This window comes from Sutcliffiella cohnii, assembly GCF_002250055.1.
Taxonomy (GTDB): Bacteria; Bacillota; Bacilli; order Bacillales; family Bacillaceae_I; genus Sutcliffiella; species Sutcliffiella cohnii.
Map to the genome: position 1 here is coordinate 509,700 of NZ_CP018866.1, position 25,265 is coordinate 534,964.

Genomic DNA, 25,265 nt, shown 5'->3' on the forward strand with positions numbered 1-25,265 from the left:
CAAACATATGTAGACTTCTTGTCTCATAGATTGGTAAAATAAGATAAATAAAAAAGAAGGATGATACATATATGCCAAAAACTCCAATTGATCAGTTTCGTATTATCGGATTCATTGAAGGCGCTTCCTTAATTGTTCTGTTGTTCATTGCCATGCCTTTAAAATACGCAGCGAACATTCCAGAAGCAGTCACATTCGTTGGTTCGCTACACGGATTTCTCTTCATTTTGTATCTATTTATTATCGGCTACACAACACTTAAAGTTCGTTGGTCGTTTAAATGGATAGTTAGTGCAATTGCAGTAGCCTTCATTCCATTCGGAAACTTTTTACTAGATATGTTTTTAAAGAAATCACAATATGTAAACTAACAAAGGGCCTACCTCAAAGTAATACTTCACTTTTTGGGGAGGCTTTTTTATATGTTGAAAAAATATTTCCAAAAAGGACAATTTAATGGGCTAATAATTAATTATTTTTTCAATAAAAACTCTAATTTTAGAAGTCTACAATATTATTATAGTCTTACATTTTAATCATTTTTGAAAGGGGTAAGAATTTGAAAAAGTTAATAATTCTAATACCAATTTTATTAACAGCGATTTTATTAATATTTTTATATAGCGGGCAAGCAGAAAAGGTCATAACCTACCCCGACGGAAAATGGGAAGTGTCAACTACCCATACATTTGACGAGAAAAGAAGAGAAGGTTTGTATCACGCCCTAGAAAAACGACCGCAAATCCACACAATGTTAATTATAAAAGATGGAAAAATCATAGAAGATTACGGAATAGGAATAGATAACAATAATACAATTAAAGAAATTAACTCAGCTACTAAAAGTATTATGTCGATGTTAATTGGTATTGCAATTGGAGAAGGACATATAGAAAGTGTCCATCAAAGTATAGAAGATTTCATACCGGAGATAAAAGAGAAGGATACGTATGAAGACTTAAAAAAAATAACAATAAGAGACTTACTAACGATGAGGTCAGGGATAAAATGGGGAACGGGAAATGAGGAAATGACTGGCGCTGTATCAGACCCTATTGACTATTTCATTAGCCAACCTATAGATAGAGAACCAGATCGTATCTTTGTCTATAATACAGGTGGTTCGGACCTATTGTCTGTCATTATAGAAAGAGCTACAGGAAAACCAACGCCAAACTATGCGGAGGAAAAGCTTTTTAACCCTCTTAAAATCGAAAAATATACATGGAATCAATTCAATGGAGGTTTTTACCGAGGTGGAAGAGGAATAGCCCTTTCCCCATATGAAATGGCGAAAATAGGCTACTTAATGTTGCAAGATGGTATATGGGATGGGGAAAGGATTATACCAGAAGGATGGGTCGAAGAAAGTACAGCAAAATATTCAAACGGAGACTACTTTTTAGCAAAGGGATACGGGTATCAATGGGTAATTGGAAGCCATGGAAGGGAGGATTATTATTTTGCTGCTGGCGCATTAGGTCAATATATTTTTGTAATTCCTAGTAACAATTTAGTGGTAGTTTTTACAGGAAGGTTTCCAGATGAGGAATACCCAGTACATTATGCGTTATTAAGAAATTATATTATCGACTACATAAATTAAAACCATACCGATATCTAAAATAGAACGAAAGGAATCTAACATGTCTTACCGTAATTGTGATTTTAGTAACCGCAACTCTATTAATCTATTTCAACCAAGGACAAGCAGATAAATTCATAACCTACCCCCGGTGAATGGGAACGTATTGTCAAAACTTTATATAAAAATAGGCTATTAAATCCTATATTAGAGGGCTTTATAAGCAAAAAAATTGCCACCCCCTGAAATCTGTAGATAATTGAGGTTACCACAACACCCAATTCCAGAAAAGGAAGTGACAATTTGTACCCTCAAATTATAACCTATTTATTAACTTTTATAAACTATCAAGAACAAATTATTCGAACTTTGCTTACTCTTTTGATTGGAAAAAGCATGTTCGATAAACCAAAAGAAGCTCCTGTTAATCAGCCTTATCGAAAGCTTCAAATTGATGAGTTACCTATCATTGAAAAACCTAAAATGCTCAATTATCAACTTTTATTAGCGGAACACCTTCAGTCCAAAGGGAAACCGTTAAAACCAGTACAGCGTCGAGCGAATTCTACACCTGTACCGTCTACATTATGTTGTCCGAAGTGTGGTGCTCCTTCTGCGTATCTGTACGCAAACAACGGAGGAAAAGGACAATATCAATGTAAGGTGTGTGCGTGTGTTTTCAATAAAAAGAGTCGTTATCAGAAAGAGGCCATCCTTAAGTGTCCTCACTGTCTTAAAACGCTAGAAAAAATTAAAGAACGAAAAGATTTTCACGTGTTTAAGTGTAAAAATGATAGTTGTACTTATTATCAAAAGAACTTGAATGCCATGACCAAAAAAGAGAAAAAACTGTTTAAAGAAGATCCACAATCGCTGAAAGTTCGATATATTTATCGGAAATTTCACATCGACTATCAACCGTTATCAAAACAGTCACCAGAGCAGCCAAAAGTCGATTTATCAAGATTGTATGTTTCACCGCATACACTTGGGCTCATCTTGACGTACCATGTCAATTACGGATTATCGGCCCGTAAAACGGCCGCGATCATGAAGGATATTCACGGTGTGTCTGTCTCCCATCAAAGTATCCTAAACTACGAAAACAGCGTCGCATTATGGCTCAAGCCTTATATTGACTACTTTCCGTATGAGCTGTCGGATCAATTCTGTGGGGATGAAACGTACATCCGGGTCAACGGTCGTTGGCATTACCTGTTTTTCTTTTTTGATGCGGTCAAGAAAGTCATTCTTTCGTATCCAGTGTCGCCAAATCGCGACACCGCAACAGCGATACGAGCGATTGATGAAGTACTAGTGAAGCTGAAAGAAATACCCGAAAACCTACAATTTGTAGTAGATGGTAACCCTATTTACTTGTTGGCACAGCATTTCTTCGCAGAGAACAGCATATCGTTTGACGTAAAACAGGTCATCGGGCTAACAAATGAAGACGATGTCTCTAGAGAGTATCGACCTCTCAAGCAAATCATCGAGAGACTAAATCGCACGTTTAAAGGGAATTATCGATCGACGCACGGCTTTGGTTCTGAACAAGGATCTGTTTCTTTTGTGACATTGTTTGTGGCTTACTTTAACTTCTTACGTCCACATTCTTCACTTGAAGGTAAAGTGCCAGTAACAATTCCAGAATTAGAAAAGCTACCAACCATGCCAGCGAAATGGACAGCCCTTATTGGATTAGCTCAAGACTGGATTCAACAACAGTCAGCCTAACTTTTGTTTAGCTGAGCCCTATTCAGCTATCGACGAAGCGAACTCTTGACAAACCGAATTTACCAATGGTTTAAAATGGAAAAAGTCAAGGGTTTATTTAGCATGCCTTCTTTTGTTCCCTTCGCCCTTGATTGACCTCTGAATAAACCATTGGTGTGTTTGTCAAGAGCGATAGCGTGGTATTTCCACCTAATAAATGGTAGGTAGTATGAACCGTGCTAGTTTTTCATAGAACTTTTGACACTACCAATGGGAAGTTTCTACTTCGCATACCTTTGATGAAGTAAGAAGAGAAGGTTTACTTCAGGTTTTAGACTTCCGTTCCATTCTTTAAATCGTTCAGGGCAAAATTCATGTGGCATTTTCCACAAGGATGTATTATGATTCGCCGACATATCCAGTAAAACGAGCATTCCTTCTTTAAATTTACTAAGCTTTTTTCTAAACTTGGATCATGTGGAATTTGTTCGTTTTGCGCCATTGTATAACTCTCCTTAAACATTTCTACTAATAGTATGAGATGTGCGTATTCATTTTAACCAAAAATACCCAAGAAGGATGATGCAAAGAGCAAAAGATATTGCTAATATATATAAAAAAGAATGAAATGGGGATGCGTGAATTGAAAGTTAGTAAAACGAATGCAATGAGAATACTTGATTCTAAAAAAATTCCCTACGAGATTATAACGTATGAAAGTAAAGACGGTAAAATTGATGGAGTTTCCGTTGCAGAGAAAATCGGTAAAGATGTTAGAAGTGTGTATAAAACACTTGTCGCTCAAGGAAATAGTAAAAATATATACGTATATATTATCCCGGTTAATGACGAACTAGATCTTAAAAAGGGTGCAAAGGCAGTAAACGAAAAAAAGATTGAAATGATCCCGGTAAAGGATATTCAAAAATGGACGGGATATATTCGTGGTGGCTGTTCGCCAATTGGAATGAAAAAAGTGTATCCGACGGTGATTGATGAAAGTGCTGAAGGTCTGGAGAAAATAATAGTAAGTGGTGGGAAAATAGGTGTGCAGTTGGAGTTGACAGTGGGAGATTTGAAAGAAGTTACAAATGCCATGTTAGTAGATGTCATAAAATAAAGGTCTGGAACTTTGATTAAGGTCCAGACCATACTTTTTACTTCATATCAAACTCAATTGCTAAATCAGAATATACTTCATATGTTGCGTCATATAACATAAGCTCTAAATTACTTGAAAGGTCAACTTTAGGATATGTCACTTTAATATAATCATTTTCAACTTTATAAGACTTTGCCATGAATTCTTCGTTCGAATCTATATCTATAATTCGTGGGAAAATCGGTAATTCATCATTCATTTTATAGTACACTACTGTAGCGTCGTTCTTTCCTTCAATTTTTAAAACTTCTATATTTGATTCCAGTTGTAATGTTGACCCTACTTCAAATGGAGCAGTGATTTCATAGTATCTATAGGATTCCCCAGTCCCGCTGTTATGGTCGACTTTATAGCCATTATATTTTACAAGGAATGGAGTTAATTTATATTTATATAAATTATTAGAACGAGTGATTTCTACTGTTTCTTTATACGTTTTCCCTGGCTGAATAATGTTACTACTAGAATTTGACCAACTTCTGTTAACTCTTTCAATGTGCATTTCACCATCAAATCCGACTGCAGTAACAAAAAAATCATGCATATAATGATCTACAGCTATTCGTCTTTCTTCTGCTAGTTTAGTAATCGCATCCACTAATAATGTAGTTGGTGTTAATTCAACTTTTCTAATGTTAAAGGAATTTTCATTTTCATCTTCTTTTTTCGGAAGAGAGGAAAGAGTTATGTATTCTTCCTCTTTCTTAATAGGAAATTGGAAAATCCAGTTCCCTTTTATGTTATCTATACTAGTTATGTGAAGTTTAACTTCTCCTTCATCTGGAAAGTCGTTTGTATGAAGGGTAGGTAAAATATCCCCTTTGTAAAACAAATCTCTATTTACTAGACCACCCAAACTAGACCCACCTACAGACTCACCATTTACGTATAATTCCCAATTAATAATAGTCTCTTTTCCTAACAAATCTAATCCATCTACTCGATATGAGATTGCCATTTGATAATTGTCTAAATATGACTCTTCTAAAAATACTCTTATACCTTGGTCTTCTGCTATAAGAGTGTTTTTGTTCACTCTTCCTTCTTCTACCATTCTTTTGAGCCCTTGGTCGCCTCTATGATAAATAATACTATTGTCAGGTAAACTTGCTGTAATAGAGTTCTCATTATCAGTTTTTTCATAGTAGGACGAGAAAAGTAGAGCACCAATTGCCAAAACAAAAATCGAAGCTAAAGACGCAAATATATTTTGCTTTCTATTAAACGTTTGTTTAGTTTGCTTTTTTGCAAGTTGTAGTGAACGATTAACCGTCTCGTCTAATTTCGTACTAGGTACGTCAACACTATCTACCATACTTTTAATATTCCGTTCCATTTGATCCATATGTTTCCCCTCCGTTTTCTAATTTTTCTTTCACTTTTGTTAGAGCGCGGTGAAGTTGTGATTTGATTGTTCCTTCTGGTTTTTCTAACATATGAGCAATTTCTGGTATTGAATAGCCGGAGTAAAACCGTAGTAATAGTAATGTTTTTTGTTCCGGCTTTAATTGATCAAATACTTGCTCCATATCCATCGAAATTATTGATTGGTTTTCGTGGCTTCGTTCTGGAGTTAGCCACTCCTGATCTAAATAAATGACGTTTTTTGATTTTCTAATATGGTCAATAGCAGAATTTATGACAATACGAGTAATCCAAGTAGAGAAGTACTTCTTTTCTTTCAACTTGTGAAAAGATTTATAGCCTTTAATAATCGCATCTTGAACGATATCTAGCGCATCTTGTTCATTTTTCACATAGGAATATGCAATTTTATAGAGTTTTTCTCGCTCATTTTTTATTAAAACTTCAAAGGAATGTTCCTCTGTACGTTTAAAAAAGGATGTAAACACCGTAAATCCTCCCTTCCCTAAATTTCCATTTTACTATAAAAACATTAATAAAGACCGTCTTGATTGAATGTTTCTACTTATTAGACCAAACAAAACTTGTAACCGTTCCAATTAAAAATATAAAAATATTTTTTAAAAAACTATTGAATTAATATGCGTAATGTTGCATAATTAATCAAGTTCATAATTATATAAAAAATAACAACAGGAGGAACATAAAATGGAGCATATCGGTTGGTTGTCGTTAATACCACCAGTGTTAGCGATTATTATTGCAATCATGACAAAAAATGTCATTATATCATTATTTTTCGGTACTTTCTCAGGGGTTTTAATATTAAGTAGTTGGGCGCCATTAACGGCAACGAAAACAATAATAGGTGAATATTTATTCGTCCAACTAACAGATAGTTATAATGCAGGAGTGCTAGTGTTGTTAGTATTTATCGGAGGATTCGTTGCGTTAATGGAGCGTTCCGGTGGGGCTGCAGCATTTGCGGACAAGGTTATTCATTTCCTTAACACGAAAGTGAAAACACAGTTAGCTGCATGGTTTGGTGGGATCATTATTTTCTTCTCGGATTTAGGGACACCATTATTAAATGGACCTATTTTTGAAAAAGTTTTTGATAAAGCAAAACTTTCTAGAGAAAAATTAGCGTGGATTATTGATTCAACAGCGTCACCAGTAGCAGTTCTTATCCCGTTTATCGGCTGGGGCGTTTACATTATGGGACTTATTCAAAAAGAATTTGAAGCGTTAAGTCTTGCAGAATCAGATTGGGATGCGTTTGTTGCGGCAATTCCGTATCAATTTTACCCAATTCTTACATTATTAATGGTGCCGCTTGTTGCGTTTACGAAATTAGATTTTGGAGCGATGGCAAAGGCGGAGAAAAGGGTTCAAGAAACAGGGGCGCTATATTGGCCTGAATCTAAACCGCTACGTAAGTCAGAAACGATGCAAGAAATCTCAGCAACAAAAAGTAAAGCGAGCTTAATTTGGTTACCATTATTAACATTACTCGTTACGTTATTTGGAATTTTAATTTCTTTAGGCTTCCCGTTTGAAAGAATTGGCGGAAGTGATTTCCGCGTTGCCTTAACGACTGCGTATTTGTTTGCTGCTATTCTATTAATTATTATGATGGTTTACTATAAAGTGAAAAAGTTTGGCGAAGCATTAGAAATTTACATGTCAGGTATGCAACGAATGATGAACGTGGCCATTACACTAGTTCTAGCTTGGGCGTTAGGTACCGTTATTAAAAACGCGGGAACGGCTAACTATATCGTTGAAGTAATGGACGGTAATGTACCAGCATACTTAATTCCTGTTATTTTATTTATTGCAGGAGCGGCTATGTCATTTGCAACTGGTAGTTCATGGGGGACGTTTGCCATTATGATGCCACTAGCAATTCCGATGGCATTCCATTTCGATGCATCAATTTATATTGCAATTGGAGCCGTTTTATCAGGAGGATTATTCGGAGACCATTGTTCACCAATCTCTGATACTACGATTTTAGCTTCGACTGGTGCTGGGTGTGACCATATTGACCACGTGAAAACGCAATTACCGTATGCATTATTAAACGGTGGAGCGGCAATGGTTGCCTATTTAGTAGCAGGACTAACTGGAAACGTAATGTCACTTCTATTAGCAATTGTATTAATGGTAGTTACAGTAGTACTACTCGCAAGAAGACAAAAAGGGTTAAATATAGACACGAAAAACCTTTCCTCGTAATGGGGAAAGGTTTTTTTTATACTCAGTCTACATACATAACTTTTGAACTACTCACTTCTAAACAATATAATCTCCCACCGTACGCACAACCACCATCTATTCCAATAATCTTGTTTCGACCAAAATATACGTCTTCACTTTTATGTAAATGTTTTACCGGTGTATGACCAAAAACGACTGTTTTTTCGCCGTTATAGCCTTGATGGAATTCTTCACGAATCCACACTAACGTTTGAAGATCCGTTTCTTCAACCGGACTTGTCGGATGAACTCCGGCATGAACAAAAATATGCGTATCCGTCTCATAGTAGTGGTGAAGCTGTTGAAGAAATTCAATGTGTTCGCGTATTTCGTCATTCATTTGAAGAGGTTCAGGCATTTCTTCTGTCGTATACCAATACTTCGCATCATCTTTTTCAATGTTATACCCGTAATTTTGCAGTGTCTTTATTCCACCGTTATAAAACCATCTTTTTACGTTCATAGGATCATCCGTCAAAAAGGCATCTACCATCATTTTATCGTGATTCCCAATTAGCGCTATTGCACCATCATCCTCTACTAATCTTTGAACCGAATTTAATACATCTCTAGAGCTTGGTCCACGATCGATATAATCTCCTAATAACAGCAATTGATCCTTATCATTACGAAAGTCTACTAGGTGTAAAAGTTTTTCAAATTTCTCTATATCTCCATGAATATCACTAATAGCAAGCATTCTCTTCAAAAATCTCCACATCCCTTTTATGCGAGTAATTCCTTATATTTTAGCATAATGTTATGTATTGATTTTACAAAAGATAGAAATTCTTAACGGCTCCTTTACATACTTTTATCTTCAGTTAATCGTTCTCCGAATTATTCTCAATTTTTTAGGTCTCGTTATCCTCATACTACTAGGTTGTTTGCAACAAAATGGTTCAAGGATAAAGGGAAAACTTTTTAAAAAATGGTGACGCCTGGTGAACGAAGCGTTTTGAAATCTCTCTTTCTAAACATTTACAAACCATTAATTACTTTACATTTTCAAATATTACTTAACGAAACATTCAAACTACTTTTACGGCAGCTTCGTACTCGGTAGGTATAATGAATCATGTTAACTTAGGATGAAAATATTAGGGGGTTACATCTTTGAGAATAGAGTTGAGGGACATAACGATGAAATTTGACGATGTTACCGCAGTGGATCGATTAAACGTGACGATTAATGATGCGGAACTCGTATCCCTTTTAGGGCCAAGTGGGTGTGGAAAAAGTACAACCTTATTTATGCTAGCCGGATTGTACAAGCCTACGTCAGGACAATTATTTTTCGGTGAAAAACTAGTAAACGATATTGAACCAGAGCATAGAGAAATTGGGATGGTGTTTCAAAACTACGCCTTATATCCACATATGACCGTATTAAAAAATATTATGTTTCCATTAAGAATGACAAAAGTACCTAAAAAAGAGGCGGAAGAAAGAGCGATTGAAATGGCAAAGCTCGTACAAATTGACCATCTATTAATGCGAAAGCCGAAACAGCTTTCAGGAGGTCAGCAACAACGTGTTGCAATAGCACGTGCGCTAGTAAAACAGCCAAAGCTACTGTTGCTCGACGAACCACTTTCTAATTTAGACGCACGCTTAAGGTTAGAAATGCGTGAAGAAATTCGTCGCATTCAACAAGAAGTAGGAATTACGACTATTTTTGTTACGCATGATCAAGAAGAAGCGATGAGTATATCAGACAAAGTGTTACTAATGAAGGACGGAAAATTTCAGCAGTTTAGTCCACCGCAACAAATGTATGACAGGCCAGTTAATGCTTTCGTTGGCAAGTTTATGGGGAATCCACCAATCAATATGATCCCAGTAAACTATCAACCTAGTAACCAATCATTACATATAAAAGACACAAAAAATAGCTTGCAACTTGATAAACAGCTAGCTATTCCTAATGATTCAGAAAAAGAATTATTATTAGGCGTTCGAGCAGAAGATTTCTTTGTAACAGACAGTGAAGATAATAGTATTACAGCTAGAGTCGAGCTCGTAGAACGAATCGGCCGTGACACATTATTAACCGCTACCGTTGGGGAGTTGAAAATTAGAGCATTACTTGACCCAGAGCAAACAACAAATAGTGGAGATGCGATTAAACTATCGATTCGTAAAGACCGTTATCATCTTTTTGATGCCGAGTCAGGACAGAATGTAGCGATTGAATCTATTGAAAAGAAGGAGCGCGTAGGGTGATAGAAAAACCAACTATAAAAGGAACATTAAAAGCTCTTCTGTATTTAGCACCAGCTCTTATCGTTTTAGGAGTTTTTAATATATATCCAATCATCATGTCGTTTTTAATGAGCTTTTATACAGATTACGATTATTTTAAAAATATCGTACATGAATATGGCTTTGACAACTTTATTTACATATACAATGATCCGGAATTTAGGACTTCCATCAAAAACACGTTCATTTTCGTTTTAGGGGTCGTACCTGCGTCCATTATATTATCGCTATGGATCGCCATTTTATTAAACACAAAAATAAAGTTTAGAGGTATTTTCCGATCGATATATTTTTTACCATTCGTTACGTCCGTTGTAGCAGTTTCCATTGTGTGGCGTTGGATTTACCACACAGACTATGGGATATTTAACTACTTTTTAGGGCTAATTGGGATTGATCCGATACGTTGGTTAACGGACCCGAATTGGGCAATGCCCGCATTAATTATTATGAGTATTTGGAAGAGTCTCGGATATAACATCATTATTTTTCTAGCAGGCTTACAAAATATTAACCACCAATATTATTTAGCAGCTCAAATTGACGGTGCTAGTTCATGGAAACGTTTTTTGCATATAACTGTTCCGATGTTATCGCCAACAACGTTCTTTGTATCGATTATCGCAGTAATAAATTCGTTTAAAGTGTTTGACGAAGTGTATGCACTTTTTGATGGAAAGCCTGGACCAGCGTATAGTGCACAAACAATTGTGTATTACATATATGACAAGTTTTATTTAGAATGGCAGTTCGGCATTGCTTCCGCAGCTGCGTATGTGTTGTTCATTATTATTTTTATCTTTACCCTTATCCAACTTTACATTGGAAAACGTAGGGTTACTTACTAGGAGAAGGGGGAGAGAACATGCAAAAAGCAGCTCTATCAAAAGGTTTCATTTATATCATTTTAATCGTAGGCAGTATGTTGATGCTTTTGCCGTTTGTTTGGATGTTAAGTACGTCGCTGAAATCTTCAGGAGAGGTAATGATGATGCCTCCTGTTTGGATTCCATCCGATTGGAGATGGGATAACTATGAAACAGCATGGGGGATGGCCCCGTTTGCTAGATATACGGTAAATAGTATTATCGTTACCGTATTATCGACTATTGGGGAATTGTTGACAACGATACTAGCTGCCTACGCTTTTTCGAGAATTAACTTTTACGGTCGGGACATCGTTTTTGCTGTTCTGTTAGGAACGATGATGGTTCCGGGGGAAGTATTGATTCCGAATTACGTAACATTGTCCGAGCTAGGTTGGATTGACCGTTACCCAGCATTAATCGTACCGTGGCTAGCAAGTATTTTTTCTATCTTTCTATTACGCCAATTTTTCTTAGGAATTCCAAGAGAGCTATCCTATGCCGCCAAAATCGATGGGTGTAGCAATTTTCGTTTTTTATGGACGATTATGGTACCACTTGCAAAGCCTGCGATTGTTACGATTTTATTATTAAAAGCAATCGGTAGCTGGAATGCATTCCTTTGGCCGTTAATTGTGACTCAATCAAAAGAAATGAGAACTTTACCGGTCGGTTTAACTTCGTTTAGTACAGAAGCAGGAACCGTTTATGAGCTACTTATGGCGGCTTCTACAATGATCATACTGCCAATGATTATTTTATATCTCATTTTACAAAAGTACATTATTGAAGGTGTTGCGAAAGCTGGAATTAAAGGATAACAGAAGAGAATGCTTTTAGGGGGTGGTCCTAAAGTAAAAGGTTCACACAATTCGAATTCTATTAACTAGTAAAGAGGAGGAAATACGATGAAAATGAAAAAATTAATAATGACGATGATTGCAATATTATTTATTACAATATTAGCTGCTTGTGGAAATGAGAGTAATACCACAAGTGGCAACGAAAATACGAATAATGATTCTAACAATAATTCAAATACAGAAGAGAAAAAGGAAGCGGAAGCGTCTCCGATTGAAATTGAATTTTGGCATGCAATGAGTGGAGGACATGAAGAAGCTTTAACGAAAATTACGAATGATTTTAATGAATCAAACGAAAAAAATATTACGGTAAAGCTTGTGAATCAAGGAAGCTACAGTGACCTTTCTACGAAAAATATGGCTGCTGCAAGAGCAAATAATTTACCAGTTTTAACTCAAGCTTACGAGGATTGGATTACGGAATATATTCAAAATGATTTAGTTGCTGATTTAACACCATTAATAAATGATCAAGAAGTTGGCATGAGTGAAGCAGAATTAACTGATATTGTAGAAGTTTTCCGTGAAGCGAACGTATGGGATGGCAAGTATTACGGTTTACCTTTTAACAAAAGTACTCGTATTATGTTCTATAACGTAGATTACTTAGAAGAAGCTGGAATTGAACCACCAACAACGTGGGAAGAGCTACGTGACGCGTCTGAGAAATTAACGTTTGACAATGAAGGTCGTAAAGTAATTGGACCTCTGTTTCATTAGAATTTAACCAATGGGTACACCAAGCTGGTGGTGTATACTTTGATGAAGCAACTGGAGAATTTAAAATGAATTCCTCAGAAGGAAAAGAAGCATTAGAATTTGTTAATAATATGATTCTAGACGGTGTCGCTCGTACAGCAGGTGAGGACGGATATATGTCTGGTCCGTTTACTCGTGGAGATGTTGCTTTATATATCGGTTCTTCTGCAGGTATCCCTTATGTGGCAGCTCCAGCTGAAGAAAACGGCATTAATTGGGCAGCAACGCCATTTGCTGGGACAAACGTTTCTATTTTCGCTAGTGCTTCTGATGAAGAAAAGAAAGCAGCATTTGAGTACATGAAATTTTTAATTAATACAGAAAACACAACATATTGGGCAATGCAATCTGGTTACTTACCAGTACGTTACTCGGCTTTAGAAAGTAGTGAATGGAAGCAATATACAGACGAAAATCCGGAATATGGCGTAGGAGAACAGCAATTTGATGCAGGCTTCTTCGACCCACGTATTGTCGGTGCTTATGGATTGAAAAATTCTGTTGCAAAAGAAATCGACAGAGTGTTCCTAGGTGAACTAACAGTGGAAGAAGGATTAGAAGCTGCGGAAAAAGCAGCGGATCGCGAGTTAGGAAACTAATAAAAACATATAATAGAAGGTGTCCCAATGATAAGTGGGACACCCTCTTTTTTCGAATACAATTACATAAAAGAAAAGGATGTCGAAGAATGAGTAAAACGTTGATTCAATTTTTTGGTGGATTAAAAACAATTGGCGGTACCATTATTCAATTACAATACGGGCAATCGCGTGTTATTTTTGACTTTGGATTAACGTTTGACCCGAGGACAGCTATTTTTGACGGACAAGTGAAGGTGCGCAATAGTGCGATAGTTCGAGACTACTTAAAGCTACGTATGATACCGAAAATTGAAGGAATATACAATAAGGAGCACTTAGTAAGTGATAATGTTATTTCAGCGGAAGAATATGAGGGAAAAACAGCTGTTTTAATATCTCATTTGCATTTAGATCATATGGGAGCTATCGGATGTATTGATCCTTCTATTCCAGTTTATATGACGGAACAATCTCGAAATCTATATAATCAGTTACAATTAATCGGGGAAGGTGTACCTGGTGTAAGGTCGTACCAATCTTGTGAGTACGATCAATCTTTTCATATAGGAGAAATAAAAGTAACACCTCTTTCTGTTGATCATGATGTTATCGGGGCGTGCGCATTTCATCTAGAAACTCCTGATGCAAAAATTATTTATACAGGTGATTTTAGATTGCACGGCTCTTCACCAGAGGTGATGGAGGAGTTTTTACAAAAGGCAAAAGAATTAAGGTATGATGCAGTTATTATCGAAGGAACAACATTAAAAAGTGAAGAGGAATTAGCGGAACATCTTTTAGTCAGTAACAATGAATTGCCAGATAAACTCCTTACGGAAACGAAGCTACAAATTAATGTTGCACAAATGTTAAAAGAGTCAGAGGGTATTGGTATTTTTAATATTTACCATCGAAATATGGAACGCATTAACGGTATGTGTAAAGCAGGAGAAGAGGCTAAAAGAAAAGTGGTTTTAGAAATAAAAACAGCGCAACTTGCTCATACTTTTTTACCACAATGTCACTTTTACATATTCGAATCAGAAGAGCTAAAAACTATGATAAGAGAAAACAAGCTGCTCGATTGGCAAAAACTATTGTTGGAAAAATATCCACTCATAAATAAAGAAAAAATTAATGAGAATCCAAGCAGATATTTCGTTCAAAACAGTTATGAGAATATAATAGAATTATTTGATCTACACGTTGAAAATGGAGTATACATCCACTCCAACGGCGTTCCTTTAGGTGATTATGACCCGGCATTCCATAATCTAGAGAAAATATTATCACTACTTTCTTTAGAAAGAGTAGAAGTAAGTTCAGGAGGGCATGCGTTACCTCAGCATTTAAAGTATATTGTTGATGAACTTGACCCAAAAGTACTCATACCCCTTCATAGCTTTTATCCTGAAAGATTGAAACCAAAGAATGGGCAACAGCTCTTACCGGCTTATGGGGAAGTATACGAAATAGGTGATATAGTTAATAAGTAACGGTAAAGATGCTTATTTTAGTTCTAAAGACTTATAAACATATTTGTCAACATGCCGATTATACTTATGTTATACTTAATGGTGCAAAAAAGAAGATACCTACGATAATGGCAAATCCATTGAAAAGTGGAGACGCAAAGCTACGGGCCTAAGGAGATACCTCTAAGGTCGCCGGGTTACCGAACAGGCTGGATATACTTATTTTTGATCTGCTAATCATCAATGTCCACCTTATTTAGGTGGGCATTTTTTTATGATTTTATATCAAGGAGTATCCGTAGTATTTTAATAGAATGGTATCTATCGCTGTTTAATGTTTTAAAGGAAGAAGGTAAAGTAATTGACACAACAAGAGCATTGGAAAACAAAAATTGGTTTTATTTGGGCCGCTGCTGGCTCAGCAATTGGTTTAGGGGCAATTTGGAAGTTCCCTTATGTAGCGGGTACTGGTGGAGGAGGAGCATTTCTACTAGTCTTTTTATTATTTACGTTATTTCTAGGATTGCCACTTTTAGTCGGAGAATTTGTAATTGGTCGTAAAGCTCAAAGTGATGCAGTTTCGACTTATACGAAGCTTGCCCCAAATTCAAAATGGAATGTGATCGGAAAACTAGGTGTGTTCACTAGCTTTTTACTATTGTCCTTTTATAGTGTTGTTGGGGGCTGGATCATTCTATACATAATAGAAGTTTTCGCAGGCGGTTTGAACGGTCTATCTCAAGCTGAATACGGACCACTTTTTGGTCAAGTAATTTCTAAGCCGTTTTGGACTCTATTAGGCCAACTATTATTTATGTTTATTACGATACTTGTTGTATCACAAGGTGTTCAAAAAGGAATTGAAAAGGCTAGTAAAATAATGATGCCAGCCTTACTCGTATTATTTATCGTCATCGTCTTTCGCTCCCTTAGTTTAGATGGAGCGTTGGAAGGTGTGAAATTTTTACTGATTCCTGATTTTTCTAAACTAACGTCAGAAAGTATTTTATTCGCACTTGGCCAGGCGTTTTTTACCCTTTCTTTAGGGGTATCCGTCATGGTGACATATGCTTCTTATTTACCTAAAACACAAAATATTCCGTTTTCAGCATTATCTATCGTTATCATTAATATTGTGATTGCTCTTTTAGCGGGACTAGCTATTTTTCCAGGTGTATTTTCGTTCGGATTGGAACCAGATGCAGGACCGGTTTTAATTTTTGCTGTATTACCGGCGGTGTTTTCACAGTTACCGTTAGGAATGTTTTTCTTTCTTGCCTTTTTAGTTTTATTTTTATTTGCTGCCTTAACATCGGCATTTTCTATGATTGAAATTATTGTGGCTGCTTTTACGAAAAAAGATAATAGCAAAAGGAAAAAAACAACATGGCTTGTTGGAATACTTATTTTTATCGTTGGTATTCCTTCCTGTTTATCGTATGGAGTGATGGCAGATGTAACTATTTTTGATAAAACATTTTTTGATCTGTTCGACTTTACCGTTAGTAACATATTAATGCCGTTAGGAGCGTTACTCCTAGCAATTTTTATTCCATTAAAAGTATCGAAAAGTGAATTGATGGATGAATTGCGAGCAGGATCTAATATAAGAGCTAGTATTTTTAACGTTTGGTATTATTTATTGAAATATTTTACACCTGTTGCCATTATTATTGTGTTCTTAGATGTTATTGGTGTATTAAAGTGGTTCTTTTAAATAAATGGGGGTAAAAAATATGACAACAATGAGTGAACTTCAACAGTTGTTTCCAAGTGTGGACGGAAACGAGAAACAGAGAGAGGAATTAGGAAACTATGTTCAAACGATTCTATCAAAAATAGATGAACTAAAAGATCCTTCTAAGTTAACACTAGGTGAAATGCCGGTTTACAGTGAGGATTATTATAATCGTCTTATGGAACATTCATCGGTACCGAGTGCGGGCTTATCAATGGAAAATACGATTGACGAGCTGTTAGAGCTTGTTAAAGGACATCGTTTTGTAAATAGTAGTTATGTAGCGAATGCTGCACCACTTCCAAACATCGCTAGTATTATTGGAAATTTAGTAATGGTTCTAACGAACGGTAATAGCTTATGGGATGTCGAAGGTCCAGCAGCAGCTAGTGCAGAAGTGAAGATTACGAGTATGTTATCTAAAGTAGTTGGTTACGACTCGAACGAAAGTGCTGGCTATACGACGTGGGGGGGCCAAGGTGCGGTATTCAACTCATTACGACTTGCCATAACTAGGCGCTTTCCACAGTCCAATAAAATAGGGGTACCGAACAATTTATATTGTTTCTGTTCAGAGTTATCTCACTATAGTCTCTATAAGTCTGTCGAGGCAACAGGTATCGGCATTAATAATATGATTCGTGTAAAAGTTAATGATGACCATTCGATGAATTTGGATGACTTGAAGGAGAAAATGGAAGAAATCATTCAATTCGGTGGAATACCTTTATATGTGTTAGCAACGATGGGGACGACAGATACGTTTGGCATTGATAACATCGAAGGGATAAAAGAAATTACGACACAGTTGGAAAAAGAATACGATCTTCAGCCAATTTATATTCATGCGGATACGGCGATGGGGGGAATGTATACGTTCTTCAACCAATATTCATTTGAGTCAAATCCGCTAAATTTACATAGTGATGTTTTACATGTGTTACAAAACTATCATACGAAGTTTAGTAAAGTTTATTTAGCAGACAGCATGGTATTTGATTTTCATAAACTAGGTCAAACTCCTTACATCACGAGTCTTTTCTTAATAAAAGATAAAAATAATTTACAATATGTAGATTTAGATGCATCAGAAACCCCTTACGTTGGCAATCGAGGTTACGGAAGTTATCATACAAGTTATACGCTAGAATGTTCTCGAATGGGTAGTGCTATCTCCATATACGCTTCCTTATTAGCGCTCGGAATGGAAGGGTATCAACGTTTATTAGCTAATTATATTGAAGTAAATTTACGGTTTAGAAAAACTCTTAAATTAGCATTTAACAATGTTGAAATAACAAATGAAGTATCACCAATTACGACATTCCGATTCTATCCTACTAATAGCCGCTGGAAGGAAGAGTTGAACGGTATGTTAACTTTGGAAGAAATTAATGAAATTAATCATTATAATGAAGAGTTTGCTGAACTAATAGGCATAGCTAGGGAGCATGTTTTCTTCGGAAATACGAAAAAGCAACGTCAAGTAGTCGCGGCAAATTCTAATAAAAATGTTTCTATTTATGCTCATAAGTTTTTTAGTATCTCCCCTTATACAACAGTAGAGGAAGTGGAGCGTTATATCGCATTCCTTCAGGAGCATATGAACATACACGAAAAATCGTACGAGTTATTATACGTATAAAAAAGGAGTAAAGCATCTTGACTAAACTTAAAAAACTATCTTTTGCGACAAAGTCTATACTAATTACAACGTTGTTATTATTGCTTGTTGGTACAGTATTAATGGTAAGCAGTATCCAAATTCAACGAAATGTGTTAGTAGCCGAATTAGAGAAGCAAACAGAGGCGCTAGCAACTCGTTGGGCGGATGAAATTGAAACTACTATTGTTCAAGCGGCATCTCAAGCTTCTAGTTATGAAGATCCAGCGCAACAAGAGTTAACTTCATTATTTGATTACATCTCATCAACTAATCCAAATGTTGCACAAGCATATATTTTCAGTACAGAGCTAGTCGATGGTAATTCTTCCAAAATTATTGCAATCCCCTCGCACTTAATAGAGGCGTTAAAAGAATTTAATATAGGGGCTGGCGATATATACGAACATCCAGCAGTTGTCGTTCAATCGATAAAAGAATTAAATGAAACAAATCGTATTACGTTTTCCCCAGTGTACGAGGATGAATTAGGTACTTGGGTTACTGTTCTTTATCCAATAAGTAACCAATCAGGGGATTCGTTTGCTTTTTTCGCCATTGATGTAGATGCGAGTATGGTAAAGGATGGTACAAGTGAATTTATTTTTAAATCTCTCATTATCCTAATACCAGCAATTATCGTTATTATCGTTGTACAAATTATCGGAATTCGTATGCTATTTAAACCGTTACGCCATCTTATGGATGGAATTAACGAGATGAAAAATGGCAACTTGAACATTGACTTGCCAACGAGAGCCGATGATTTAGGAGAAATGAACGAAGCGTTTAATGAAATGGCACTACAGTTAAAAACGATGATGAATAAAATTGGGGAAACGTCCAATACGGTATTACACTCTTCTGAATTAGTTAAAAAAGTTAGTGAACAATCAATTGATACTTCTACGGTTGTAAGTGAAAACATTAATAAAATGACAGCCGGTGTTCAATCGCAAGAAAAGTCTGTAATGGAATCGGCGGGAGCGATGGGACAAATTGCTTCTGAAATTGAAGCAATCGCGAACTCCTCTCAAGATATATCATTATTATCGAAAGATATGGAAAGATACGCTCATGACGGCTTAACGTCTATTCAAAGTGTCGTGGAGCAAATGCGAACGATTAATAACACTGTAAAAGAATCTAGCGACGTTATTAATACATTGAAAGTACGTTCCGATGAAATTAGTAGTATTTTAGAGGTAATAACTAGTATTTCAGCTCAGACAAACCTTCTAGCGTTGAATGCGGCGATTGAGGCTGCCAGAGCAGGAGAACATGGAAAAGGTTTTGCTGTAGTAGCCCAAGAAGTTCGAAAGCTTGCAGAAGAATCTAACCAATCTACTAGTAAAATAGAAAAAATTATTGAACAAATTCAAGCAGATACGAATAATGCGGTCACATCGATGGAAAAAGGAACATTGGAGGCAGAAAAGGGATCCGAAATTGCTAATCAAACTGGTGAAATTTTTCACGTAATGAAGCAGTTCACCGATCAAATATCTGCGCAAATTGAAAGTGTTTCTAGTGCAACGCAAGAAATATCAGCAGGCACAGAAGAAGTTACTGCATCTGTTGAGGAGTTAACAATAATAGCTCATCAAAACGCTGATTTTACTTCTGATATTGAAAAGAGTACAACGGAACAGCTACTATCCATCAATGAGTTATCAGATGCAGCTAAGGAGTTACACGATTTAGCGGTAGAATTAAAAACAACGATGGCTAAATTTAACGCTACTAATTAGAAAAACTCGAGAACATTTCCTATTACGCGCATAAAAGCGAATATAGGAAATGTTCTCTTTTATTTTTCGGTTAGTGTTAATGCAGTTTCTGTTATTTGCATATCTACTTTTATTTGTTCTTCCAGATTAGACGGGTGATAGACTCCTTTTTTAATCATGTAATTGGAAATCGCCTCATGTGTCTTCACCGCATTTCTTAATTCCTCACGCAGTACTTTCTTTAATTCTGGAGTAGTTGTTTCGGTAATGGCGAAAGCTAAGTTTCTAACAGCAGCCTTTGTAGAGACGAGGAAATCTGTAGCAATAACCGTGTCTGTCATGCCGCCCATCCCCATTAATTTTTTTATTATGTTATTCATGCCTCATTACTCCGATCTGTTAAAAAGTTCTGTAATTGATGAATAAACTTTGTTCCAAATTCAACCTCTTGATTTAATATCGTTTTTAATTGTTCGTCTTGAACAAGTCCACTCATCATAAATGATTTTGTTATACTTAAATTTTTAAAATTTAGTAGTTCATGTGCTTCTAATGCTTCATGTAGTGCTAATTTTGTCTTCATTGTCGGTCTCCTTTCCTTAACATTTCTAATCTTTCTTCTCTCAAATGAAACTTATTCAATTTCTATTAGTTAATTTTAACCACTTATGGAAGAAGAATTTTTTGTTTATTGTGGAAGATGACAATATAAATCGGGAAATTAAAGTAGGAATGTTTGATAAAGGAGTGTGTAACATGTCTGAACAAAAAGCTGAACTAGCGTTTCACGAAACGATGGACACGCACGAAATGGTTAATTTTAAAACAATTTGTTTAATGAAAACGAAACTAATGCAAGGAGTATGCTTTGATAACGATTTAAAAAAATTGATGGATAAAGATATAGAGCAATCTATGCAAGCACTTAAAGAATTACAGACACTTTATAGAGGGACACGTACCGATTATCAACATGAAAGCTGAGGTGTAAAACATGAACGAAGATTATTTAGATCCTAAGTATGCAGAAGGAATGCCGAAAATGGCAGACTCTGCAATCGCTGTTGATCTGCTATTATCGATTAAAACAGGGATAAGATACTACGCAGTTACCTTAACAGAAACTGCGAATCCAGAATTACGGAATGTTTTATATAACCAGATGGAACGAGCTATTGATTTACATAGTGAAGTTACCGAGCTGATGTTAGAAAAAGGATGGTTATATCCACGTGATTTAGGAAAACAAATGGAATTGGATTGGAAAGCGGCAGATATGGCGTTAGCAATTGGGGAAATGAACCTTTTCCCTATCGATACGGATCGGTTAGGAACGTTTGCAACACCTAATAAGTAAAGGAGGATGAGGGATGAAGGCTGTTATCTATCAAGGAATAAAAGACGTTGCAGTAAAAGAAGTAGAAGATCCAGCTATACAAAAAGCAGATGATATCATCGTTAAAGTAACATCGTCCGCTATTTGTGGGTCCGACCTACATTTAATTCACGGTACGATTCCAAATATGCCAGAGAACTTTATTATTGGTCATGAGCCTATGGGTATTGTAGAAGAAGTTGGTCCAGAAGTAACACATGTTAAAAAAGGGGACCGTGTGATCGTTCCATTTAATATAGCATGTGGAACATGTTGGTATTGTAATCACGGTTACACAAGTCAATGTGATGATGCCAATCCGCATGGAGATATGGGAGCATATTTTGGTTACTCAGAAACGACTGGTGGCTATGCTGGTGGGCAAGCAGAATATTTACGTGTTCCATACGGTAACTTTACACCTTACCGATTACCTGATGATTGTGAAGTAGATGATGATCAGCTGTTCTGTTATCAGATGCAGCGTCTACTGCTTATTGGAGTGTGGAGAACGCGGGGGTAAAGCAAGGTGATACGGTTATCATTTTAGGCTGTGGACCCGTTGGCCTATTAGCACAAAAATTCACTTGGCTAAAAGGTGCGAAACGAGTAATTGCTGTTGACTACATTAATTATCGTTTAGAGCATGCGAAACGAACGAATAATGTAGAAATATACAATTTTGAAGACCATGAGAATATCGGGGAGTATTTGAAAGAGATAACACAAGGTGGAGCAGATGTTGTAATCGATTGTGTTGGGATGGACGGGAAAATGTCGCCACTTGAATTTTTAGCAACGGGGTTGAAATTGCACGGGGGCTCTTATTGAGCAATCGTGATGGCAGCCCAAGCAGTTCGTAAATGTGGTACGATCCAACTTACTGGAATATATGGGATGAGATACAACGCTTTTCCGCTAGGTGATATTTTTATGCGAAATGTTCAATTAAAAATGGGACAAGCACACGTTATCCCACTTATTCCTCAGTTATATCAAATGGTTAGCGAAGGGAAAGTAAACTTAGCAGACATCGTTACCCACAAAATTCCGTTGTCAGAAGCAAAAAAAGGATACGAATTATTTGATACGAAAACAGATGACTGTATAAAAGTAATTTTAAAACCACATTAAAAGAAAATGTCCCACTTAGTTGGGGCATTTTTTATTGGGACGATTAGGAGAGAGAGACTATGCTGACTTTTATAGTTGTTATGCACTATTTTAGAGAGGATACGCATCATTCTCCAAAGGTGTATGCACCAAATTTTGGTCGGTATGCACCACACGGAGGTTTATGCTGACTTTTAGAGTTGGTATGCACCACACGGAGGTTTATGCTGACTTTTAAAGGAGGTATGCACCAATTTAGAGAAGATACGCATTATTCTCCAGTGGTATATGCATCAATTTTCCAGCGGTATGCACCACTACCGAACGGTCATGACAAACAACACACCCTCCAAACACAATCCTTTTCTATGCAAACAACACTTCGATAATTTAAAATATAACTAGAATATAAGATTCTACATAAAGGGGAATTTCACAAAGGGTTGGTGTTTAGTATGGAAAGTTTCACGTTCGGTTCACTATTAGATGTAATCGGGGAATTGTTTTCTGATGAAGTTTCAATTGCTGTCTCTAATACAGAAGAGTACATCTATTATAGGCCAAGTAAACGTATCGATTTGAAAATTAAGCCTGGTGATCCAGTGCGACAAGATACGATAGCTTATAAAGCTATTAAGACGGAACAAAAAGTTTCAGAGTTTAATAGCCGGGATGTTTTTGGTGTACCTTACCATGGGATGGCGGTTCCGTTCGAACATGAAGGGAAAATTCAAGGATGTGTAACAGCCATTTATCCGACAGTAACTGATGGAAAATCAGTTGTTACTGTTCGTACACAAGACGGTTGGAAACCGATTCCATTTTCTGATGTAAAATATTTGGAAGTGAAGAGTAGAAAAACACATGTGTATACAGAAGGTTTTTCCGGCACACATAAAAACTCTCTTCAAGAGTTTGAATATGTTTTACCAAGAGAATCTTTTATCCGTTGTCATCGTTCTTATATCGTAAATGTAAAACAGATTAAAGAAATTTTTCCCGATACACATTCCACATTTGTATTAGAAATGAAAGGTGGGGTTAGAATACCAGTTAGCCAGTCGTATTCTAGCTATTTCAGAAAATTATTAGGTTTTTAAAAAAATATCTGTTTTAACTATTGAAGATGCTGTTTTAAACAAAAAATTACTAATTTGTATCAAATATCTCCAAATAACAATTTTATTAAGATAACATATTTCTAAAGATTGTGAAAAAGGGGATGAGATACAATGCAAGACCAATACAATAGAATTAAGGATGAAAGATTACAGGATAAAGTTGTTACTGCGCAAGAAGCTGCTTCCTGGATTCAAGATGGGATGACACTGGGATTAAGTGGGTTTACTCGTGCAGGTGATGTAAAAGCTGTACCGTTAGAGCTAGTAAAGCGAGCTGAAAAGGAAAGCTTTAAAGTAAATGTTTTTACTGGAGCGTCACTTGGGTCAGATATAGATAAATTGTTTGCTGAAGCAGGAATCGTTCATAAAAGGCTTCCTTTTCAAGCAGAACCAACAATGAGAAAGAAAATAAATGCTGGGGAACATTTATTCGTCGATCATCACCTATCGCATACTGCAGAACTTTTACGAGCGAACGTAATAGAGCCTGTTGATTACGCAATTTTGGAAGCGGTTTCTATTTCAGAAGATGGAATGGTTATTCCGACTACATCAATCGGTAACTCACTAACGTTTGCAACACATGCAAAAAATATCATTATCGAAATTAATATGGCACAATCACCTTTATTAGAAGGGTTGCACGATTTGTATGACCCTGGTAAACAAGGAGAAAGAAACCCGATTCCGTTAACAAAAGTGGATGACCGTATCGGTAATATAGGTATTCCGCTAGACATTACTAAAGTAAAAGGGATTGTTTTTACGAATCAAGCAGATTCACCTTCCACAATTGTAAAGCCAGATGAAGAAACAGAAATAATGGCACAACATTTAATGTCATTCCTTCGTAACGAAATAAAGGAAGGACGTTTAACCGAAAAACTCGCTCCACTTCAATCTGGAATAGGCTCTGTAGCAAATGCAGTTTTACATGGGATGATCCATTCTGAATTTAAAAATTTACAAGTATATTCCGAAGTGCTTCAAGATGCCGTGTTCGACCTTATTGATGCAGGGAAAGTAGACTTTGCTTCCTGTTGCTCCATTACATTATCAGAAGAAAAAATGAATCACGTATTTCCGAATTTAGAAAAATATCGCGACAAGTTAGTATTAAGACCACAAGAAATTTCAAACCATCCAGAAATAATTCGTCGTCTCGGTTTAATATCGATTAATACAGCTTTAGAGTTTGACATATATGGAAATGTAAACTCTACTCATGTAACAGGTACGAAGATGATGAATGGAATTGGTGGGTCAGGTGACTTCGCTCGTAACGCACGGTTAGCAATATTCGTAACGAAGTCCACAGCGAAGGACGGAAATATTTCTAGTATTGTTCCGTTCGTATCACACGTCGATCATACAGAACATGACGTAGATGTTGTTGTAACAGAACAAGGGTATGCAGACTTGCGTGGATTAGCACCTCGAGAGCGTGTACCGTTAATTATTGAAAATTGTGCTCATCCAACATACCGCAATCAACTATGGGATTATTATAATGAAGCATTAACACGAGGTGGTCAAACTCCTCACCTATTAGAAAAAGCTTTCTTATGGCATACAAACTTTATGAAAAATGGCACAATGTTAGAAAAGGAAAAAGTGAATGTATAA

23 protein-coding genes, 1 pseudogene and 1 riboswitch are annotated in these 25,265 nt (G+C 36.3%); of the genes and pseudogenes, 19 read left to right on the forward strand and 5 right to left on the reverse strand.

The features are described 5' to 3' along the window. Window positions 1-71: 71 nt before the first annotated feature. The 4 genes from BC6307_RS02350 (at window position 72) to ybaK (ending at window position 4,421) form a co-directional block, all read left to right on the forward strand. Window positions 72-371, forward strand: a complete 300-nt coding sequence (locus BC6307_RS02350) for a DUF3817 domain-containing protein (protein ID WP_066422025.1) — start codon at window positions 72-74, stop codon at window positions 369-371. Window positions 372-559: 188 nt separating this feature from the next. Then, window positions 560-1,606, forward strand: coding sequence for a serine hydrolase domain-containing protein (locus BC6307_RS02355; protein ID WP_066422016.1), 1,047 nt, complete (start codon window positions 560-562; stop codon window positions 1,604-1,606). 282 nt (window positions 1,607-1,888) lie between these two features. Continuing rightward, window positions 1,889-3,322 (forward strand): DDE-type integrase/transposase/recombinase, encoded by a 1,434-nt coding sequence (locus tag BC6307_RS02360; protein WP_094366037.1) that lies wholly within the window; start codon window positions 1,889-1,891, stop codon window positions 3,320-3,322. Window positions 3,323-3,944: 622 nt separating this feature from the next. Then, window positions 3,945-4,421, forward strand: coding sequence for a Cys-tRNA(Pro) deacylase (gene ybaK / locus BC6307_RS02365; RefSeq protein WP_066418131.1), 477 nt, complete (start codon window positions 3,945-3,947; stop codon window positions 4,419-4,421). 37 nt (window positions 4,422-4,458) lie between these two features. Here ybaK and BC6307_RS02370 read toward each other — a convergent pair whose 3' ends face one another. Both BC6307_RS02370 and BC6307_RS02375 read right to left on the reverse strand, forming a co-directional pair. Continuing rightward, window positions 4,459-5,808, reverse strand: a complete 1,350-nt coding sequence (locus tag BC6307_RS02370; RefSeq protein ID WP_066418134.1) for a DUF4179 domain-containing protein — start codon at window positions 5,806-5,808, stop codon at window positions 4,459-4,461. Then, window positions 5,783-6,316, reverse strand: a complete 534-nt coding sequence (locus tag BC6307_RS02375; protein ID WP_066418136.1) for a sigma-70 family RNA polymerase sigma factor — start codon at window positions 6,314-6,316, stop codon at window positions 5,783-5,785. The genes BC6307_RS02370 and BC6307_RS02375 overlap by 26 nt, the downstream gene beginning before the upstream one ends. 220 nt (window positions 6,317-6,536) lie before the next feature. Here BC6307_RS02375 and BC6307_RS02380 point away from each other — a divergent pair, with 220 nt between their 5' ends. Further along, window positions 6,537-8,069 carry a Na+/H+ antiporter NhaC family protein gene (locus BC6307_RS02380; protein WP_066418138.1) on the forward strand — a complete coding sequence of 511 codons (1,533 nt, stop codon included), beginning with the start codon at window positions 6,537-6,539 and terminating at the stop codon, window positions 8,067-8,069. Between the two features lie 22 nt (window positions 8,070-8,091). On the opposite strand, the gene BC6307_RS02385 is transcribed toward BC6307_RS02380, so the two are convergent. Beyond that, window positions 8,092-8,799 (reverse strand): metallophosphoesterase, encoded by a 708-nt coding sequence (locus tag BC6307_RS02385; RefSeq protein ID WP_066418140.1) that lies wholly within the window; start codon window positions 8,797-8,799, stop codon window positions 8,092-8,094. A gap of 407 nt (window positions 8,800-9,206) precedes the next feature. Here BC6307_RS02385 and BC6307_RS02390 point away from each other — a divergent pair, with 407 nt between their 5' ends. From BC6307_RS02390 to BC6307_RS02430, 9 genes are all read left to right on the forward strand, one after another. Then, window positions 9,207-10,316 (forward strand): ABC transporter ATP-binding protein, encoded by a 1,110-nt coding sequence (locus tag BC6307_RS02390; protein WP_066418143.1) that lies wholly within the window; start codon window positions 9,207-9,209, stop codon window positions 10,314-10,316. Then, window positions 10,313-11,203: a carbohydrate ABC transporter permease gene (locus BC6307_RS02395; RefSeq protein ID WP_066418145.1), complete on the forward strand. Its 891-nt coding sequence runs from the start codon at window positions 10,313-10,315 to the stop codon at window positions 11,201-11,203. Before BC6307_RS02390 ends, BC6307_RS02395 begins: the two co-directional genes overlap by 4 nt. 17 nt (window positions 11,204-11,220) lie before the next feature. Then, window positions 11,221-12,042, forward strand: a complete 822-nt coding sequence (locus BC6307_RS02400) for a carbohydrate ABC transporter permease (protein WP_066418148.1) — start codon at window positions 11,221-11,223, stop codon at window positions 12,040-12,042. An 87-nt stretch (window positions 12,043-12,129) separates the two neighbouring features. Next, window positions 12,130-12,804: an extracellular solute-binding protein gene (locus tag BC6307_RS25440; RefSeq protein WP_066418151.1), complete on the forward strand. Its 675-nt coding sequence runs from the start codon at window positions 12,130-12,132 to the stop codon at window positions 12,802-12,804. A 65-nt stretch (window positions 12,805-12,869) separates the two neighbouring features. Then, window positions 12,870-13,442: an extracellular solute-binding protein gene (locus BC6307_RS25445; protein ID WP_066418153.1), complete on the forward strand. Its 573-nt coding sequence runs from the start codon at window positions 12,870-12,872 to the stop codon at window positions 13,440-13,442. 89 nt (window positions 13,443-13,531) lie between these two features. Next, window positions 13,532-14,920, forward strand: a complete 1,389-nt coding sequence (locus BC6307_RS02415; RefSeq protein WP_066418155.1) for an MBL fold metallo-hydrolase — start codon at window positions 13,532-13,534, stop codon at window positions 14,918-14,920. Between the two features lie 99 nt (window positions 14,921-15,019). Beyond that, a riboswitch (cyclic di-GMP riboswitch) is annotated at window positions 15,020-15,104 on the forward strand. 156 nt (window positions 15,105-15,260) lie between these two features. Next, window positions 15,261-16,616: a sodium-dependent transporter gene (locus BC6307_RS02420; RefSeq protein WP_066418157.1), complete on the forward strand. Its 1,356-nt coding sequence runs from the start codon at window positions 15,261-15,263 to the stop codon at window positions 16,614-16,616. Between the two features lie 28 nt (window positions 16,617-16,644). Then, window positions 16,645-18,282, forward strand: coding sequence for a pyridoxal phosphate-dependent decarboxylase family protein (locus BC6307_RS02425; RefSeq protein WP_066418194.1), 1,638 nt, complete (start codon window positions 16,645-16,647; stop codon window positions 18,280-18,282). A gap of 17 nt (window positions 18,283-18,299) precedes the next feature. After that, complete coding sequence (locus tag BC6307_RS02430; protein ID WP_066418159.1) at window positions 18,300-20,051, forward strand: methyl-accepting chemotaxis protein; 1,752 nt, start codon at window positions 18,300-18,302, stop codon at window positions 20,049-20,051. 59 nt (window positions 20,052-20,110) lie between these two features. Here BC6307_RS02430 and BC6307_RS02435 read toward each other — a convergent pair whose 3' ends face one another. Together BC6307_RS02435 and BC6307_RS02440 are read right to left on the reverse strand one after the other, a co-directional pair. Further along, window positions 20,111-20,410: a spore coat protein gene (locus BC6307_RS02435; RefSeq protein WP_066418162.1), complete on the reverse strand. Its 300-nt coding sequence runs from the start codon at window positions 20,408-20,410 to the stop codon at window positions 20,111-20,113. Next, entirely contained in the window at window positions 20,407-20,613 is a 207-nt protein-coding gene (locus BC6307_RS02440) for a hypothetical protein (RefSeq protein WP_066418165.1), read from the reverse strand. The genes BC6307_RS02435 and BC6307_RS02440 overlap by 4 nt, the downstream gene beginning before the upstream one ends. A 173-nt stretch (window positions 20,614-20,786) precedes the next feature. Here BC6307_RS02440 and BC6307_RS02445 point away from each other — a divergent pair, with 173 nt between their 5' ends. The 5 genes and pseudogenes from BC6307_RS02445 to BC6307_RS02465 all read left to right on the forward strand — a co-directional run bounded on the left by BC6307_RS02445 (window position 20,787) and on the right by BC6307_RS02465 (window position 25,265). Continuing rightward, a complete protein-coding gene (locus BC6307_RS02445; protein ID WP_066418195.1) occupies window positions 20,787-21,014 on the forward strand; it encodes a spore coat protein in 228 nt (75 codons plus the stop codon). 10 nt (window positions 21,015-21,024) lie between these two features. After that, window positions 21,025-21,387 (forward strand): spore coat protein, encoded by a 363-nt coding sequence (locus BC6307_RS02450; RefSeq protein WP_066418172.1) that lies wholly within the window; start codon window positions 21,025-21,027, stop codon window positions 21,385-21,387. A gap of 13 nt (window positions 21,388-21,400) precedes the next feature. Continuing rightward, a pseudogene (locus BC6307_RS02455) lies at window positions 21,401-22,539 on the forward strand (zinc-dependent alcohol dehydrogenase). Between the two features lie 434 nt (window positions 22,540-22,973). Next, entirely contained in the window at window positions 22,974-23,618 is a 645-nt protein-coding gene (locus BC6307_RS02460; RefSeq protein WP_066418174.1) for a LytTR family DNA-binding domain-containing protein, read from the forward strand. 132 nt (window positions 23,619-23,750) lie between these two features. Beyond that, window positions 23,751-25,265 carry a succinyl-CoA:acetate CoA-transferase ScpC gene (locus BC6307_RS02465; protein ID WP_066418176.1) on the forward strand — a complete coding sequence of 505 codons (1,515 nt, stop codon included), beginning with the start codon at window positions 23,751-23,753 and terminating at the stop codon, window positions 25,263-25,265.